We start from the raw sequence: 17,206 nt of genomic DNA, 5'->3' as shown, positions 1-17,206 counted from the left end.
ACATTATTTATATATCACGCAAGAAGCTATGTCAAAAAATAACCCGTTACCTAAAATAAATCCTGAGAAAGGAGATGGCCAAAAAAAGGGGCCCAAATTCACTATTTATTGGATTTATGCAATTATTGCAATCGTACTTTTATCGATGCAGTTCTTTAGAATGACTCCAGATTTGGCACCTACTAGTCAGCAAGAATATTTTGATCAAATGTTGATTCCAGGAGACGTTCAAAAAATTGAAATTGTAAAAAATAAGGAAAGAGTTAGGGTATATATTAAGCCTGAGCGCTTATCAAAAGACTTTTATGTAACCAAATTCAAAAAAGACCTTAGTAAAGAAAAGGGGAAAGTTCAAAATGTTCCTTTGTTTGAATTTGAATTAACAGGAGATGTAAAAAACTTTAAGGACGATTTAAAAGAAGTATATGCTGCGCATCCTGAATTAGCAAGAGTTCCTGAAAAAGCCGTAACTGATCCGGAATGGTTTGGACCAATTTTTAATACCATTATTTCCTTATTATTCATCGTAGCAGTATGGGTTCTTTTGATGCGCAAAATGGGAGGCGGTGGCCCTGGTGGCGGTGGTCCTGGTGGGATATTCAATATTGGAAAATCAAAAGCAACTTTATTTGATAAAGGGGCTAAAGTGAATATTACTTTCGCAGATGTAGCGGGTTTAGATGAAGCAAAAGTGGAAGTAATGGAAATTGTAGACTTCCTAAAGCAGCCTAAAAAGTATACTTCTTTGGGAGGTAAAATTCCAAAAGGTGCTTTGTTGGTTGGACCTCCAGGTACAGGTAAAACTTTATTGGCTAAAGCAATGGCAGGAGAAGCACAAGTGCCTTTCTTCAGTTTGAGTGGATCTGACTTTGTGGAAATGTTTGTGGGTGTTGGAGCCAGCAGGGTTAGAGACTTATTTAAACAAGCAAGAGAAAAAGCACCTTGTATTATTTTCATAGATGAAATTGATGCCATTGGTAGAGCAAGAGGTAGAAACGCCATCATGAGTAATGATGAAAGGGAAAATACATTGAACCAGTTATTGGTTGAAATGGATGGATTTGGTGGCGATACCGGTATTATTATCTTGGCAGCAACCAATAGACCTGATGTATTAGATAGTGCCTTACTTCGACCAGGTCGTTTTGATCGTCAGATATCAATTGATAAACCAGATGTTAAGGGACGAGAAGCAATTCTAAAAGTTCACTTAGGTCCAATTAAAGTATCTGAAACATTGGATCTACACAAACTAGCTGAACAAACACCAGGATTTGCTGGTGCGGATATTGCCAACGTTTGTAATGAAGCTGCTTTAATAGCTGCACGTAAAGGGAAGGAAGCGGTTGATATGAGCGATTTCCAAGATGCCATTGATAGAGTCATTGGTGGTTTGGAGAAAAAGAATAAAATCATTGCTCCACATGAAAAGTCAATTATTGCTTACCATGAAGCAGGACATGCCGTATGTGTTTGGTTCTTAGAGCATGCATATCCGCTCTTAAAGGTTACTATAGTGCCAAGAGGAACAGCAGCATTAGGCTATGCACAGTATACACCAACAGAACAATACTTATACAATACCGATCAATTGATGGATCAAATCTGTATGACTTTGGGTGGTAGAGCTGCTGAGGAAATTTTCTTTGGTAAGATTTCAACAGGTGCAGCCAACGATTTGCAGCAAATTACTCGAATTGCTTATAGCATGGTTACTGCCTATGGTATGAATAAAAAAGTAGGTAATGTAAGTTTCTATGATCCTACCCAAGAGAATACATTTACGAAGCCTTATAGTGAAGAGACTGGTAAAATTATTGATGAAGAAGTTAGGGGGATCATAGACGAAGCTTATCAAAGAACGCTCAATTTGTTAACGGAGAAGCGCAATGAGGTTGAGAAGTTAGCAAAAGAGTTGCTAGAAAAAGAAGTATTGCATAAGAGTGATGTAGAAATCTTAATAGGAAAAAGACCTTTTGAAGAGAAGAAGTTACTAGAAGTTGAAGCAGAAAATATAGCAGCAGCAGAAAAGCTTGCTTCTGAACAACAACAAGATACGAATGCATAATGGCAACATCAAGAGATAAAATTTTACAGAAAATCAAACAGGCACTTGTTACTAAAGTGCCTGTTCCCTTTTCTACTAGTGCTCAAACAACCGAATTATTTCAACCTTCAATTAAGGAATTAGAAATAGAATTTGCGGAGCATTTTACTGCCTTGCAAGGAAAATTTTCTTTTTGTTCAGCAGAACAAGAACTTGCACTACAATTGATACAGCTAATTGCTGTGAGAAAATGGGAGAAAGTATTTTGTAAAGAGCCTATTTTGTGCCATTTGCTTCAGTCAAATGGCTTTTCAACTGAATTTACTGATGATATTGCAAGTTGTGATGTAGCAATTACTGGATGCGAATTATTGGTTGCTAGAACAGGCAGTATGATATTATCTAGTGCTTCACTAAGCGGTAGAACAACCAGTGTGTATGCACCAGTTCATATTTGTATTGCTAAAACCAATCAGTTGGTATATAGCATTGACCAAGCTTTGGAAAGCATGGTAACTAAATATGGGGATGCTATTCCATCAATGATTAGTTTAGCAACTGGACCTAGTAGAACGGCTGATATAGAAAAGACATTAGTGGTTGGTGTGCATGGTCCAAAAGAAGTTTTTTGCTTTTTAACTGATGATTAAGTAATATTAATTAATGGAATTAGCTTGCAGAAATTTATTTGTTTACGGATCGCTCCGTAGTGGTTTTAATAGCCCAGCTTATGCGTATATAAGCAAGTACTTTACCTTAGTAGGTCATGCTTATGTTAAAGGTAAATTATATCAACTGCCGCAATTTCCAGCAGGTGTTCCATGTGATGACAACCAATTAATAAGTGGCGAGCTTTACACCATAAAAGTTCCTTCTGAATGTTCTTGGGCTTTTGCACAATTAGATGATTATGAAGGAGTGCAGGCTGAAGAAGGGGAAGTTCCATTATACAAGAGAGTATTAACAACCGTACAGATTGAAGGTAATGAAGAACAAGCCTGGATTTATTGGTATAATGGCTCTGTGGAAAATGGTGTTTTTATTGAAGGAGGTGATTTACTTGCCTATTTGACAAAAAATGGTCAGCTATGATCAATAATATCAATGCTGAAAATAAGATTTACTTTTTATCAGATTTTCATTTGGGCGCGCCCAATTATGAAGCAAGTTTAGTAAGGGAAAAAAAACTTGTTCATTTTCTAGATTCAGTTAAACATAAAGCAGCTGCTATATTTATAGTTGGAGACATATTTGATTTTTGGTTTGAGTATAAAAGATCAATTCCAAAAGGCTATACCAGGTTATTGGGTAAATTGGCTGAAATAAGTGATGCCGGTATTCCTGTTGTCGTGTTTACGGGCAATCATGATATGTGGATGCGTGGTTATTTTGAAGAAGAATTAAATATTAAGGTATACCACGAGCCACAAACATTTTTATGGAATAATAAAAAGATATTGATTGGTCATGGCGATGGCCTAGGGCCTGGTGATCATGGTTATAAGTTACTAAAAAAAGTCTTTACTAATCCAATTTGCAAATGGTTATTTGGCATATTACATCCTGATTGGGGTATCGGATTAGCCAATTATTTTAGTAGAAAAAGCAAAGAAAAAACGGGTGCTACAGACGATCATTTTTTAGGAGAAGATCAGGAATGGTTAATTATTTATTGCAAAGAAGTTTTAAAAAAAGAATATTTTGATTTCTTAATATTTGGTCATAGACATTACCCAATTGATTTCCCGCTTACTAATAAAAGCAGATATATCAATTTAGGTGATTGGATAAAAAACTTCACTTATGCAGAATTTGATGGCGAAAACATTCAGTTGAAAAAGTTTGAATCATAATTGAACAGATGAAACAACTACTAGATAAAGTAATCTTGAATAATACCGTTCAAAGCTATTTGACGGTCTTTTTGGTCATTGTAGGTATTTTATTGATTAAACGAATAATTTCTAAATACTTAGCCAAATTAATGTTTCGACTGATTGGTAAAGCTGGAAAGAATATTGCGAGAGAATCATTTTTAAATTTAGTAGTTCAGCCTTTGGATTATTTTTTACTGTTAATGATTGGAATTATTTCATTAGATCAATTGGTTTTTCCATCTGCATTAAATGTGATGATTTACCGCATTTCATTAAAAAGTTTTATAGATGCATTGGCAGATGGTGTTCTTATAAGTGTGTTTATCTGGTTATGTCTTCGGGTAATAGAATTTATTGCACTTATATTAGAGCAGCGGGCAAACATGACCGCAGATATGACGGATAACCAATTGATTATCTTTTTCAAGGATTTCTTTAAGGCCTTGTTGGTAGTTATTGGCTTATTGATGATTCTAAAATTTTCTTTTAATCAAGACATTAGTAATTTATTAACTGGTTTAAGTATAGTAGGAGCAGCATTAGCTTTAGCTACACGGGAAAGCTTAGAAAATTTAATTGCTTCCTTTATCATTTTTTTTGATAAGCCTTTTAACACTGGTGATTTAGTAAAGGTTAATGGATTTTCAGGAACAATTGAGAAGATAGGATTGAGAAGTACTAGAATTAGAACCCTTGAAAAAACGTATATCTCAGTACCAAATAAGCAAATGGTTGATACCATCGTAGATAATATATCACTTCGTACCCATCGAAAAGTGGAATTCAAAATTGAAGCAGGTTTAGATGCAAGTACGTCACAGTTGGATTCTTTTATAGCCAATATTAGGTCGATGCTTTTAAATGACGGAGTAGAAGGGGTTGCTGTTTATTTGGTCGATACTGGAAAAAATGCACATATTATCAATGTAGAATATTTAAGTATTGTTACCCAGCCAATGGATGAGTTTTTACAACATCGTCAGGAAGTCATGATGCAAATAATTAGTATGATGGAAAAGTTAAATATACAAATGGCTGCTGCTGCTACAGACGTTGTAGTAACCAATAAATCAGTTGGATAAAGATGACTTTAATTCTAGTAAAAATTGTTTGAATTTAGACAAGGAGCCTACTAATTGATTTTCTGTATCAATTTTATTTTTATTACTTTTTAAATAATTCTTCGCCCCTTCAATAGAAAATTTTCTTTGTCTTAATAGTAAATAAATTAACTGTAGATTTTTGATATCCTCTACCCTAAATAAGCGATCTCCTTTTCTAGTTTTTCTTGGTTGCAAAATATCAAATTCGTTTTCCCAATAACGTAATAAAGAAGTATTTACTTTAAACCAAGACGCAACTTCGCTAATGGAATAGTAAAGTTTTTGATTTAAGATATGATCATCCGGTATTTCAATTAAGTCTGCTGCTGCATCCATTTCTTTGAAGGATTTTCTACCTCTTTTCCCTATTAGTTTAATCTTTTCAGCAGGTTTATTTTGTTTTGGTATAATTGCTTCTGAAGCTTTTTGAATAGTAACTGTTTCCGTTGGCTCTAGCTTAGGCTTCTCAGATTTAACTTTAACTACAATTTGATTACTTGCATAAACCACAGGTTCATTTACAATAATTTGCTTTTCCTCAGGAGCTTCAACTATTAGTTTGGGAACTTGTTTTTTGGGTTTAGGAGTAGGTGCTGGTTCTACAGGCATTCCAAAAAGATCCAATTGTTGTAAAAGGTTTCCCATGGCCTAAAATTAGCACCAAAATCCACTAAAAATATACCTAACTATTTACTAGTGGATAAGATGTAAGTATCTTGCATACTTATGGCAAATAATAGTATTAAGCAAATTATTGTATGCGGAGCAGGGACCATGGGAAGTGGAATTGCTCAGCTTGCGGCAACAGCCGGTTTTAAAGTAATTCATTTTGATTTAAGCAAGCAAATGCTAGAAAAATCGGCTAAATCTATTGAACAAAGTTTGCAAAAGTTTCTAGCTAAGGGAAAGTTGAGTATAGAAGAATTTAATAATGCCATCGCAAATATTACTTATACAGATCGTATAGATGATTGTAGAGGAGAATTGATAATTGAAGCAATTATAGAAAAAAAAGAAGCCAAAATTGGTCTTTTTAATCAACTTTTTAATTTGAATGGTTCCAATTTGATTATAGCAACTAATACTTCTTCTATTTCTATTGACGCAATTGCATCTTCAATTGCATTTCCAGCACAGTTAGTGGGGTTACATTTTTTTAATCCTGCACCATTAATGAGATTGGTAGAAATTATTAAAGGAGAAGCAACAAATCCAGCTATTATTAAGCAAATGGTTGATATAGCTTTAATGATGCAAAAAACACCTGTAATATGTAAGGACTCCCCTGGATTTATTGTAAACCGAGTAGCTAGGCCTTATTATTTGGAAACCATGTACATGGTTCAAAAAGGAATAATTACAGTTGAACAGGCGGATGCGGTATTAGAAGCAGCAGGTTTTAAAATGGGGCCATTTAAACTAATGGATTTAATTGGTTTAGATATCAACTACAGCGTTAGCAGTATTGTTTGGGAAGACTTAGGTAAGCCAGAGCGATTAAAGCCATCTGAAATTCAAAAAGCTAAAATAGATCAAGGCGCTCTAGGTATTAAAACAAAAAAAGGGTTTTATCAATACAATTAGATTATCATAAAGAAATATTGACTTCATTATCCCAATTACCTTTCACTACTAATGGTTTAGAAATTAACTGTACAATTTCTGGTTGCTTCTTTACTTTTCCAAAAATACCAGTATCCCAAATGCCATTTTGATTGGTGTCATATAATATCCGTAAATCATAAGAACCAGCTCTATAAAGTTTACGAGATAGTTCGGTAGAATTCAATTTGATTGACTCTACTATTTTATCTGATTGAACCAATTGTAAAACTGGGTTTCTCTTTAAATCAAGATTTACAAACCTGAGTCTAATGCTACCATAATCTGATTCTTTTTTGGTAGCAAATTTGAGTGTATCTGATTTAGCTAAACCCATTCCACTCGTATCAGTAACAGCATCTTTTGGTATGATAATCCTAAACGGTGTTTGTTCTTTCCATGAATAGTTAAAGGATAAAATTGTTTTACTTGTATCAAGCGTAAGTTTATATCCTTTTACAGGAATAAAATTGGTGTCGGCAAAAAGAATTTTAGCGCTGTCCAATGCTTTTAAAGGCCGTACAAATTTTAATTCTAAAGGCGATAACAGATCCTGCGTTCCATTTTCAAGGTTAATAGCATATTTAAGCCGGTTATCTATTTTAGTATTTGGTGTTGCAGCAACAGCGGTGGATGAGCTGCTTGCTTTTCTTTTATAAGCTTCAAATGCGTACAATGTATCTACTGTATTTGTGCCATTTATTAATATAGGCTCTGTTCTAAAGGCAAATAATTTAGTACTGTCATCATATTTTTTTGAAAAATCGTTGGGCAAAACATAAACAGAATAATAGCCACCAGATAAATTATTAAATTCAAAATTGCCTTTCCCATTTAATTTAGCATAATACCTTGGTCTATTTTTGTAGATAGCTGTATCACTGGAATTATTATGTAAAATAACCACTAGCGTAGAATCTATTGTTCCTTTTTCTGCAAGAAGAACTTTTCCCTTATACGAAAAGTCATCAATCGTATTGCCTGTTGAAAATACGTATCTGAAATTTTTTATAATATTTCCTTCATTTACGTCTTTAATTGCGTTACCAAAATTAAGTGAATAAGTAGTATTAGCTTCTAGGCTATCCTTGAATTTAACCGTTACATTTCTTAGCTTGTTATCTACAATCGGTAAGTTCTTAAGTGTTGGCGATACAATTAAATTATTATTGATATCCTGTAGCGATACATACTCATCAAAAGTTAATGTGATGAGCTTTGGCGATACATTGATAGCTGAGTCTTTGGGTAATGCGCTTATCAAAATGGGGGGCAAACTATCTCTAGCTCCGCCACTTGGAGGTATAATATTAGCGCAAGAGGAAAATAAAAGTATATGCAACAGAGCGCATAATACATTTAAACCAATTAATTTTTTATTTATAAACTGCTTATTCATGCTCATCAATTAAAATACTTCTAAATTATTCTCTTCATCCTCTGGCAAAATATCAGCTAGGGCAATATCTAGTTCATTGTGTTTTACAAATTTGCACCAATGGCAGTCTTCTTTACCACACCCAGTATAAAAGTCGTGTTCTTGAATTTTTTGCCAAACTACGCTGATTTGATTTTTTACTGTGGCAATATCAGCATCTGAAATGACAATTTTTTCTTTTCTGTATTTTTTCTTGTTATCTGGCTCTACAAAATCAAATTCACTACTTATTACTTGCCAAGATTTCTGCTCATAATTGTCTACTAAAATTTTGTAGAAAACAGCTTGTCTCCAATAATCTCCACCTTCAGGTTGTTTATCGCTAGGACCTTGTAATTTGTCTTTTGCCTTATCTACATCTCCCGTTTTATAGTCTACTACATTTACCAATTTGCCATTAAATTCTAGTTTGTCTAATTTACCCTTTAAAGGAACTCCATTTACGATTACATTTTTAATTGTGCGCTCTATCACAACTACTTTATTCCATTCATTAATATAGGCGTTATAATAATTATTTAATACTTCTCCACCATATTCAATTCTCCTTTTAAATTGTTCTTTGGTAAAGCTTTTTTTATTTTTTAACATGTAGTCTTCAAAATAAGCAATGAGTTTTTCCTTGCTAGGAAATTCATTATTATCCTGCATTTGCTGGAAGAATTGTTGAAGTGCGGCATGTATGGCAGATCCAAATTCAGTTGATTCAGATTTTCCTGATGGTACTCGAACTAAATTATTGAAATAGAATTGTAATGGACATTTGAGGTAGTTGTTGAGTGCAGTTACATTCATTACAAACTTCTCTAGAACCCTTTCAATAAATTCAGCCTCAATTTTTTCAATTTTCGGAGTAATGGTTTCTTGGTATTGTAGCAAAGTAAATTGGCTAATACTTTCTTTGCTCAATACTTCTTTAATAGTAGTAATTTGATAAGCATCTTGAATTTCGGCTATAAACATGGAAGGATCAAGTGGTTTCCCATCTACTTTAAAATCACTGAAGGATAAGTATAAGTATTTTTCAGCTCTGGTTAATGCAACATAAAACAATCTTCTGAGTTCCTCCTCTTCACTGAATACTGGTTGTGACGCAAACATGGTGTCTGGCATCGAATAGCCGCCACCTGGTTTTCTTTTCTTTTCCCAATATGATGCATTGCATCCTGCAAAGAAAACATACTCAAATTCTAAGCCCTTTGAGCCATGTGTAGTAAGTAAGTTAACTCCTTTATCGCTGCCACTTACTTGTATAAGTGGTAAGCGGATATTTTCTTTGATCATTAAATCAATCAATACAATCAACCTATTTAAATCGAGAGAAGGATTACGATTACTTTCTTCTTTTATATAATTAAATAAACCAGTTAATTCTTGAAGTAACCAATGCTTTTCTGGATGTTGCATGATAAAATTCACTATTCCAGTTTCTCGAATAATATTATCAAAAAGATTTATCAGTGTAACATTGGGCACATCATTGATTAATTGTTCTAAACTATTCATTGCTTTCTTTAGACCTGGAATTGGCTTACTGAATAAATCTTTGATTGGCTGATTCGCATATTCTAATGCATATTTTCTTAGATTAGTTTTGTCATTTCCAAAACGCTTGTCTGCAACTACTGCAGAAAGTTTGGCAATCTCAATAGGTGGAATACCGAACCAATTAAAATGTAAAATTTCAAACAACATTTCATCGCCACTAAATGGAGTTTCTAGTTCGGCAGCTAGGTATCTTAAAATAAGAATGATTTTCCTTGAAAATGGAAGATCTAAAATATTCAAGTTTCTTTTAGTGTAAACAGGTATTTGCTTAAGTTTAAAATAACTACTTAGGGTTTCTCCATATTTATTCTCTTTATAAATCACTGCAATTTTACCTGCTTCAACTTGTTCATTCAAAAGTTTTTCTATAGCAAGCGTAATTCCAATCATTTCATGTTGCTCAGATTCATACGCAGCAATGATAGGTGGATTATTGAAGCCATTTATTTTAGTATTTGAAGCAATTAGCTCCTTGCTTAATCCAGGTATCTTTTTTACTAAACGCTCATTATTTCGATCAATTAAGGCTTTGGCAACATCCAATAAAGGCTGTGTTGAACGATAGTTTTGTGTTAGAATAACGGTCTGTATTTCTTTACTGTATGCGTCTGCAAATTTTTCCATGTTCTCAATATTCGCCCCTTGAAAACGATAGATACTTTGATCGTCATCACCCACAACAAAAATATTCGGATGGTTCCAGTAGCTTATCAAAAGTTCCACTAAATGGTTTTGTGTGCCACTAGTATCTTGATATTCATCCACTAAAATGTATTGAAACTGTTCTTGGTATTTTGAAAGTAGTAATTTATTCTCTTTAAAAGCATCCAATACCCAAATAATCATGTCATCAAAATCATAGCGATTTCGTTTTCTCATGAGCTCTTTAAATCGACTAAATTCATTAACAGCTGCATGCAGTTTTTCCATGCGTTCTTTTACTAAATCTATTTGAGTTTGCTTTAAATCTCCTTTTTTAAATTGTTTGTAAGCTCTTTGATAGATGAATTCATCTCTTGTTGGAATCTCCTTTAGATAACTGTCGATTGCACTATTAATATATTCAGGTGTCCAGCCTTCTTTTTTCATATTGCTGAACAGATTTTTCAAATTATTGATTTCAAAATATACATCCCCTCGATATTTTTTCAGTGGATGATTTTTAGGGAAGTCATCTATCAGTTGTTTAAAAATCTCAATACTTTCTAATTCGGAAACAGGTTCTAATTTAGTTTTTTCAAAAAGGGATAGGTTATCTTGTATAATATCATTACAAAATGAATGAAATGTATGAATGTTTACTTTATATGCATCTGGACCTATAAATCGTAAAAGTCTCTTTCTCATTGCTACAGCACCTGCGTCTGTATAAGTAAGGCATAGAATATTTTCAGGATTAGAGTCGGTATCCATTAATATTTTTCCAATTCTAGCACTCAAAATTTGTGTTTTACCAGTACCAGGACCGGCAATAACCATCACAGGGCCTTCAATCGCATCCACAGCTAGTTTTTGGGCTTGGTTTAAAGAATCGTACACTCCTTGAAAATATGCAAACTGTTCTTCCTTATTTGTCATAGCATAAAGATACCATGAACCTTATTACTGTTATACTGTTATTATGTTATTATGTCGAAAGTATACAGTATTAAAACAGTTCAAAAAATGCCCATCAGCCTAGAACAGGCATGGGATTTCTTTAGTAAGCCAGATAATTTGAAAGAAATTACACCAGCCAATTTAGGCTTTAACATTATTAGTAAACACCATGGTGCCACAATGTATAGTGGTCAAATTATTGAATATACTGTTAAACCAATTTTAGGTATTCCACTTTACTGGATGACCGAAATAACACATGTAATTGATAAGCAATTTTTTGTGGACGAACAACGCTTTGGTCCTTATTCACTTTGGCATCATCAACATCATTTTAAAGAAATTGAAGGCGGCGTTGAAATGACAGATATTGTACACTATAAATTACCCTTTTGGTTCTTAGGTGATATTGCACAAGTAATTATGGTTAAAAGCCAGTTAAATGGCATATTTAGTCATCGATATGTTGCTGTAGAAGAGCGTTTTGGCAAATGGCCTGGAGCGGAAAATAAAGTAGTTTTTGGCTAAGCTATTTTAATGCTTTTAACGCACTTACATTGTTATTTATATCAATTGTAGCAATATATAATTTGTTCCCATTTACGTCAGGAACCTTATTCAAATCTATAGTAGCTCTTTTATCAGTTACAACAATTTGAAGTAGTTGGCTATTAATGAACTTGACTTCTTTGCCGTTAGGTACACTGAAAATACCAAAGCCCTTGATTTTTAAATGACCGTTATAACTTATTTCTGCGTTATTTAATTCTTGGGTAATAGTTGGTTGGTCTGGGGCGTCATTATTAATCCATGGCATGGGTGGTACCAATGCTGGGTGACGGTAGTAGTTATTTCTTAAACTATCATTCCATCCATTTAGATTCTTTTCAAATGTTTTACTACTAAAATAGATGCTTCCCTGTGTGGTGGGGTATTTTCTTAATTCTTGAATTTGTTCAGGTATCTGATTTTTATTTTTCCAAGCTTCATTACTTCCACCTCTATAGATACCATGCCCTATATAAATATGTTTACCATACCCGTTGTCATTCCACCATTTTAATAAAACGTCATAATCTGCCAATGAATGACCTCTTTCCCAATACAATTGAGGGGTAACATAATCAATCCAACCTTTATTTAGCCACAGTAAAATGTCTGCATACAAATCATCATAGTTGGTTTGACCTGCTTTGGTATTACTGCCCATAGGGTCTTGGCTTTTATTTCTCCAAACACCAAAAGGACTGATACCAAATTTAACTCTAGGATTGGTTTGTTTAATTACATTATTAATATCAACAATGATTGAATCACAGTTACTTCTTCTCCAGTTGTCTTTTGATAGACCTGCACCATATTTCTCATATGTTTTTTGATCTGGGAATTCTTTTCCAGCAATGCGATATGGGTAAAAATAATCATCCATATGAATTGCATCAATATCATACCTATTTAATAAATCTTTTACAACCCTTACCGTGTGCTGCCTTACATCTGGTAAACCAGGATTAAAATACTTCTTATCACCATATACAACAAACCATTCAGGATGTATTTTAGTGATATGAGAGGGTGCAACCGATGATTTAAATATATTAAATACTGCCCTATAGGGATTTAACCATGCATGAAATTCCATACCTCTTTTGTGGGTTTCACTAATCATGAACGCTAAAGGATCATAGTAAGGATTTGGAGGCAATCCCTGTTTACCGGTTAAGTATTCACTCCAAGGTTCGTATTGAGATGGATAAAATGCATCACCAGTAGGCCTGATCTGCATTACAATGGCATTCATGCCATTTGATTGATGCAAATCAAGTAGTCTAATAAAACTTGCTTTTTGCTCCGAGACAGAAAGATTTCTTTTAGTAGGCCAATCAATATTTTCAACAGTTGCAATCCATACCCCTCTAAATTCGTAGTTTGGTGAGTTTTGAGCAGTAGTAGTAATTCCTAATAGGATAAATAAGATCGCAAGGATAAAGTGCGCCTGGTTTTTCATAAGTTGAAGATAAGTCATCTCTTTAAATGCTCACTCTCATTTTGTCTAATAAATCACTTAATTGTGCCGCTTCTTTGGGTGTGAGGTTCTGAAGAATCGCATCTAATTCCTCATTTTTTTCATCTAACCTTTTCAAGACATCTAATCCGGCAGGAGAGATAATCACATCTACCAAACGCTTATCGGTAGTACAAACCTTTTTTTCAACCAATTCTTTTTTTACTAGTCTCTCTACAATTCTACTCGTATCGCTCATTTTATCAAGCATGCGAGCCCTTATTTGCAAAGTACTTAAGGGTTTTTTACTCCCCCTTAAAATTCTCAAAATATTGTATTGTTGGTGTGTAATATCTTCTTCTTGTAGAACAGCTTTTATTTTTTCTGTAATCCAATTGTTCGAAAAAATTAAATTAATGGAAAGTTTCTGATAAATACTTCTGAAGTTTTCCTGCTGAATATCTTTTTCTATTCCCATAGTAGTAGGCATCGTATGGACGAATGTACAAACATTCCCATTAATCTTCCCACACCGAAAGCCCTTCACTGCAATTTGAACAGATATCTATATTTTTTCTACTATTTAGTAGTTCAGTTCTAAATTGATGATAATTACTATTTTTCCAAGTTTCTTTAAAGCTTTGCCTTTTTAAGTTACCTAATTGGTGCATAGCATCTTTATCAAAGCAGCAGGGAACAACCAATCCATCCCAAGTAATCACATTGGCGTGCCAGAGCTTCCAACAGTAGTTTTTTAGGCCACTTTTGACTTTCATTTTGCCATCTTTCCCCTTTTTATATCTACTATATTTGTTATTGACCGGAATCAAACCATTGGGATCTTCTTCATAATTGTATACCTGAGCAGTTTTAAATCTTACTTGGTCTACGCCAATTTCTTTACCTAAATCCTTTATTTCTGCAATTTGGTGTTCATTTGGTTTCACCACCAAAAATTGAAAGAAAACAAAAGGGGTCTTGCTTTTTAATTCCTTTTTCCACTTAATAATATTTTTAGCACCTTCTATTACTTTATCTAATTTACCACCAACCCTATATTGTTGGTAAACCTCTTGAGAGGTTCCATCAATTGAAATAATCAAACGATCTAAACCACTTTCAACTGTTTTTTTTGCCTTTTCATCGGTTAAATAGTGTGCATTAGTTGAAGTTGCCGTATATAAGCCCTTTTCGTGGGCATATTTGACCATTTCTAAAAATTGAGGATTTAGGTAAGGTTCTCCTTGAAAATAAAAAATCAAATAAAGTAAATCAGGGGCAATATCATCAATCGTTTCCTGAAAAAAGTCTTTTTGAAGCATTCCAGTCGGGCGAGTAAATTCCCTCAAACCGCTTGGGCATTCAGGACATCTTAAGTTACAAGATGTAGTAGGTTCAAAGGAAATTGATATAGGCATTCCCCATTGTATGGGCTTAGATAGAATTCTGGATAGCCTAAAACTGGCATATACTTTTACCCCATTCCAAAAACGTCTTATGGTTAGTTTAGATAATAAGTTCAGGCTATCATTTAAATTAAAATAGGGCATTTTTCAAAATTAGTCTTTTAGAATAGGCTAATGAAACAGATGTTAAAAAAATTAACTTAATGAAAAATTGTATTTATCAAAGTTCATGCGTAACTTAATGTTATCAAATAATTTTAATGAATCATTAGAGATTCATTAACAGATAAAATAAGAGATTGGCACGCGGTTTGGATTAGTTAATGAAAATAAGATAGTTTAAATTTTCTCATAAGCAGTTAGTTTTGGTTGAGGCCCCTGTTTCTACAGGGGCTGACTTTTTTTAGCCCCTTGTACATTAATCAATTAGAACAGTTTGAGTAAAGGTCTACAAAGTAAGAAAATGACGCAGCCCGTAAAGTCTGCAGCAATATCTAATTCCTCAAAGGATCTACCCTCAATAAAAGATGCTTGAATAAATTCTATTGCTATTCCATATGCTACCATCACCAGAACAATAATAATTGCAATCTTTTTTTCAGCTTTAGGATAAAAGTGACTTAGCCATAAATAGGCAGAAATGCATAAGGCTGCAAATATTCCAGCGTGGATTATCTTATCAAAATTGGGTATTTCAAGCCAATAAACGCGTGGCACTTTATTTGCAGGTAAAGTGAACAATATAAAACTTGTAATAAAAAACAGGCAGAATAAAACAGGTTTAAATAGCCCATTTTTCCAAGACCTTTCTAAGCTGCTCAATGGTGAATGGTTTAGTTACAATGTCTTTCATACCAAGTTCAAGGTACTCAGCTTCAGCCTCTTTAATTGCATTTGCTGTCATTGCTATGATGAACGGAACTTTATTTCTTCCGGAATGTAATATTTTTTCTGTTGCTTCAATACCATCCATTTCTGGCATATGAATATCCATAAATACCAGATCATAATTGTTTTGAAGCGTCATTTCAACAGCCTCTTTTCCATTATTTGCTATATCAATGATGTATCCTATTTTTTTAAACATTTTAGTTGCCAATAACTGATTCATATTATTGTCTTCTGCAACTAAAATTTTAAGGGGTTTGATTTCTACTACACTATTATTTTCTTCTGTAATTCTATTTAACTGTTGCTGATTTTTTCTTGCAAGGTTAACCTGAACGGGTAAAATGAACTTAAAAGTTGAACCCTCTCCAAGCTTACTATTTACCCAAATTCTTCCACCCATTTCTTCTATAATTTTTCTACAGATAGATAAACCTAAACCAGTACCACTATGTTTACGGGTAGCTGATGAATCAATTTGAGTAAAAGGAATGAATAAGTTTTTAAGGTCTTCTTCGCTTATCCCCATGCCAGTATCTGCTACAGAAAAATTAAGTTCTTGTAAAGAATCATCAATATGATTGGCATTTACTTCTAGCTTAATGCTTCCAGACTCAGTAAATTTTATAGCATTCCCTATTAAATTAATCAAAACTTGTTTAATTCTACCTTCATCTGCTATAATTTCTTTCTCAACAGCAGGTTCGATGTTAACAGTTAATGCTATATTTTTTTTGAGCGCAATAATTCTAGGGGAACTGATTGAAGTTACCTGTTGAACGATAGTTTGTAAGTTACAAGGACCTTCAAATAACTCCAATTTATCTGCTTCAATTTTAGAAATATCTAAAACATCATTCACAATTTCTAATAAATGGGTACTACTAGACCGTAAAGAATGCATTAGTTCTTCTTGTTCATTGCTTAAAGTGGTATGTTGTAATAAATCAATTGTGCCAATAATTCCATTTAAAGGAGTTCTTATTTCATGACTCATATTGGCTAAGAACCTTGATTTTGCCTTGGTAGCTTCTTCTGCTTGTTGTTTTGTTTCCGATAAATATTGTCTGGATTCTTCTAAATCAATTGATTTTCTAATAAGATTATCTCGTTCCATATCATAAGTGCGCTTGTATAAGCTGACACTAATGGCAATAATGAGCAAGTATAAAGTTGTACTAATTAACACATCAATTTTCATGATATCCTTGTTAGGATATGGTGATAACCATTCTGGGTGTGCTAATTCAGTTAGGTATAATCCAATAATTAATAAAATTGCGATAGAGATAAATAGGACATGAAATCTTTTTGGCAATATCATCATAGCCGCAACCACGCTCATGATATAAGCGGTTTTAGTAGTTCCCTCAATTCCCCCGTTACTAAACCAAACAGGAATAAAAAAAACTAAACTAAAGACAATATAAATTACGCCTACAGGAACAAACTTTTCTCTGTATCGAGAAATATAAAAAACAAAAAAGGAAATAATTGCAAGGCAAAGGATAAGTCCTGTCAAGAGGGTATTTCTCTCTAAAATGATATTACTAGCAAGGCTAATAATCATTGCAATGAATACGAGAAAAGAAACCAGATTAAAGATTTTATTCTCTAGCGAAATGACCGCTTTCTTTAAGCCTAATATTTTTTTTAATTGATTCAAGGTCATAATAATTATACGGAATAAAGA

The 17,206-nt window shown here is 33.4% G+C and carries 15 protein-coding genes; 7 read left to right on the top strand and 8 right to left on the bottom strand.

All coding sequences use genetic code 11. The features are described 5' to 3' along the window. Positions 1 to 28 precede the first annotated feature (28 nt). Genes ftsH through ACTIEI_RS02120 form a run of 5 tightly spaced genes read left to right on the top strand, consistent with a single transcriptional unit; the run spans position 29 to position 5,006 of the window. On the top strand, positions 29 to 2,068 hold the full coding sequence (gene ftsH / locus ACTIEI_RS02140; RefSeq protein ID WP_439504629.1) for an ATP-dependent zinc metalloprotease FtsH: 2,040 nt from the start codon (positions 29 to 31) through the stop codon (positions 2,066 to 2,068). Beyond that, positions 2,068 to 2,697 carry a LutC/YkgG family protein gene (locus ACTIEI_RS02135; RefSeq protein WP_439504628.1) on the top strand — a complete coding sequence of 210 codons (630 nt, stop codon included), beginning with the start codon at positions 2,068 to 2,070 and terminating at the stop codon, positions 2,695 to 2,697. The genes ftsH and ACTIEI_RS02135 overlap by 1 nt, the downstream gene beginning before the upstream one ends. Before the next feature lie 13 nt (positions 2,698 to 2,710). After that, on the top strand, positions 2,711 to 3,139 hold the full coding sequence (locus ACTIEI_RS02130; RefSeq protein WP_439504627.1) for a gamma-glutamylcyclotransferase family protein: 429 nt from the start codon (positions 2,711 to 2,713) through the stop codon (positions 3,137 to 3,139). Beyond that, the gene (locus tag ACTIEI_RS02125; protein ID WP_439504626.1) at positions 3,136 to 3,900 is read left to right on the top strand and encodes a UDP-2,3-diacylglucosamine diphosphatase; all 765 of its coding nucleotides are present in this window, start codon (positions 3,136 to 3,138) and stop codon (positions 3,898 to 3,900) included. The genes ACTIEI_RS02130 and ACTIEI_RS02125 overlap by 4 nt, the downstream gene beginning before the upstream one ends. A gap of 8 nt (positions 3,901 to 3,908) precedes the next feature. Beyond that, positions 3,909 to 5,006, top strand: a complete 1,098-nt coding sequence (locus ACTIEI_RS02120; RefSeq protein WP_439504625.1) for a mechanosensitive ion channel family protein — start codon at positions 3,909 to 3,911, stop codon at positions 5,004 to 5,006. On the opposite strand, the gene ACTIEI_RS02115 is transcribed toward ACTIEI_RS02120, so the two are convergent. Then, positions 4,995 to 5,672: a MerR family transcriptional regulator gene (locus tag ACTIEI_RS02115; protein ID WP_439504624.1), complete on the bottom strand. Its 678-nt coding sequence runs from the start codon at positions 5,670 to 5,672 to the stop codon at positions 4,995 to 4,997. The genes ACTIEI_RS02120 and ACTIEI_RS02115 overlap by 12 nt on opposite strands. A gap of 81 nt (positions 5,673 to 5,753) precedes the next feature. On the opposite strand from ACTIEI_RS02115, the gene ACTIEI_RS02110 reads away from it, so the two are divergent. Continuing rightward, positions 5,754 to 6,611 (top strand): 3-hydroxyacyl-CoA dehydrogenase family protein, encoded by an 858-nt coding sequence (locus tag ACTIEI_RS02110; protein ID WP_439504623.1) that lies wholly within the window; start codon positions 5,754 to 5,756, stop codon positions 6,609 to 6,611. 4 nt (positions 6,612 to 6,615) lie between these two features. Here the strand turns inward: ACTIEI_RS02110 and ACTIEI_RS02105 are convergent, their stop codons facing one another. Beyond that, the gene (locus tag ACTIEI_RS02105; protein ID WP_439504622.1) at positions 6,616 to 8,028 is read right to left on the bottom strand and encodes an Ig-like domain-containing protein; all 1,413 of its coding nucleotides are present in this window, start codon (positions 8,026 to 8,028) and stop codon (positions 6,616 to 6,618) included. A 9-nt stretch (positions 8,029 to 8,037) separates the two neighbouring features. Further along, on the bottom strand, positions 8,038 to 11,193 hold the full coding sequence (locus tag ACTIEI_RS02100) for an ATP-dependent helicase (protein WP_439504621.1): 3,156 nt from the start codon (positions 11,191 to 11,193) through the stop codon (positions 8,038 to 8,040). Positions 11,194 to 11,244: 51 nt separating this feature from the next. On the opposite strand from ACTIEI_RS02100, the gene ACTIEI_RS02095 reads away from it, so the two are divergent. Next, a complete protein-coding gene (locus ACTIEI_RS02095) occupies positions 11,245 to 11,742 on the top strand; it encodes an SRPBCC family protein (RefSeq protein ID WP_439504620.1) in 498 nt (165 codons plus the stop codon). A gap of 1 nt (position 11,743) precedes the next feature. On the opposite strand, the gene ACTIEI_RS02090 is transcribed toward ACTIEI_RS02095, so the two are convergent. From ACTIEI_RS02090 to ACTIEI_RS02070, 5 genes are all read right to left on the bottom strand, one after another. Further along, positions 11,744 to 13,222 (bottom strand): glycoside hydrolase family 10 protein, encoded by a 1,479-nt coding sequence (locus ACTIEI_RS02090; RefSeq protein WP_439504619.1) that lies wholly within the window; start codon positions 13,220 to 13,222, stop codon positions 11,744 to 11,746. 22 nt (positions 13,223 to 13,244) lie between these two features. Next, positions 13,245 to 13,709 (bottom strand): MarR family winged helix-turn-helix transcriptional regulator, encoded by a 465-nt coding sequence (locus ACTIEI_RS02085; RefSeq protein WP_439504618.1) that lies wholly within the window; start codon positions 13,707 to 13,709, stop codon positions 13,245 to 13,247. A 28-nt stretch (positions 13,710 to 13,737) separates the two neighbouring features. Then, positions 13,738 to 14,769 carry a radical SAM/SPASM domain-containing protein gene (locus ACTIEI_RS02080; RefSeq protein ID WP_439504617.1) on the bottom strand — a complete coding sequence of 344 codons (1,032 nt, stop codon included), beginning with the start codon at positions 14,767 to 14,769 and terminating at the stop codon, positions 13,738 to 13,740. A gap of 282 nt (positions 14,770 to 15,051) precedes the next feature. Then, a complete protein-coding gene (locus ACTIEI_RS02075; protein WP_439504616.1) occupies positions 15,052 to 15,447 on the bottom strand; it encodes a VanZ family protein in 396 nt (131 codons plus the stop codon). After that, positions 15,407 to 17,179, bottom strand: coding sequence for an ATP-binding protein (locus ACTIEI_RS02070; protein WP_439504615.1), 1,773 nt, complete (start codon positions 17,177 to 17,179; stop codon positions 15,407 to 15,409). The genes ACTIEI_RS02075 and ACTIEI_RS02070 overlap by 41 nt, the downstream gene beginning before the upstream one ends. Positions 17,180 to 17,206: the final 27 nt, after the last annotated feature.

Origin of the sequence: Sediminibacterium sp. (assembly GCF_051860225.1) — a bacterium.
Taxonomy (GTDB): Bacteria; Bacteroidota; Bacteroidia; order Chitinophagales; family Chitinophagaceae; genus Sediminibacterium.
The sequence above is the reverse complement of the archived record's forward strand: the minus strand, read 5'-3'. Positions and strand labels throughout refer to the sequence as shown.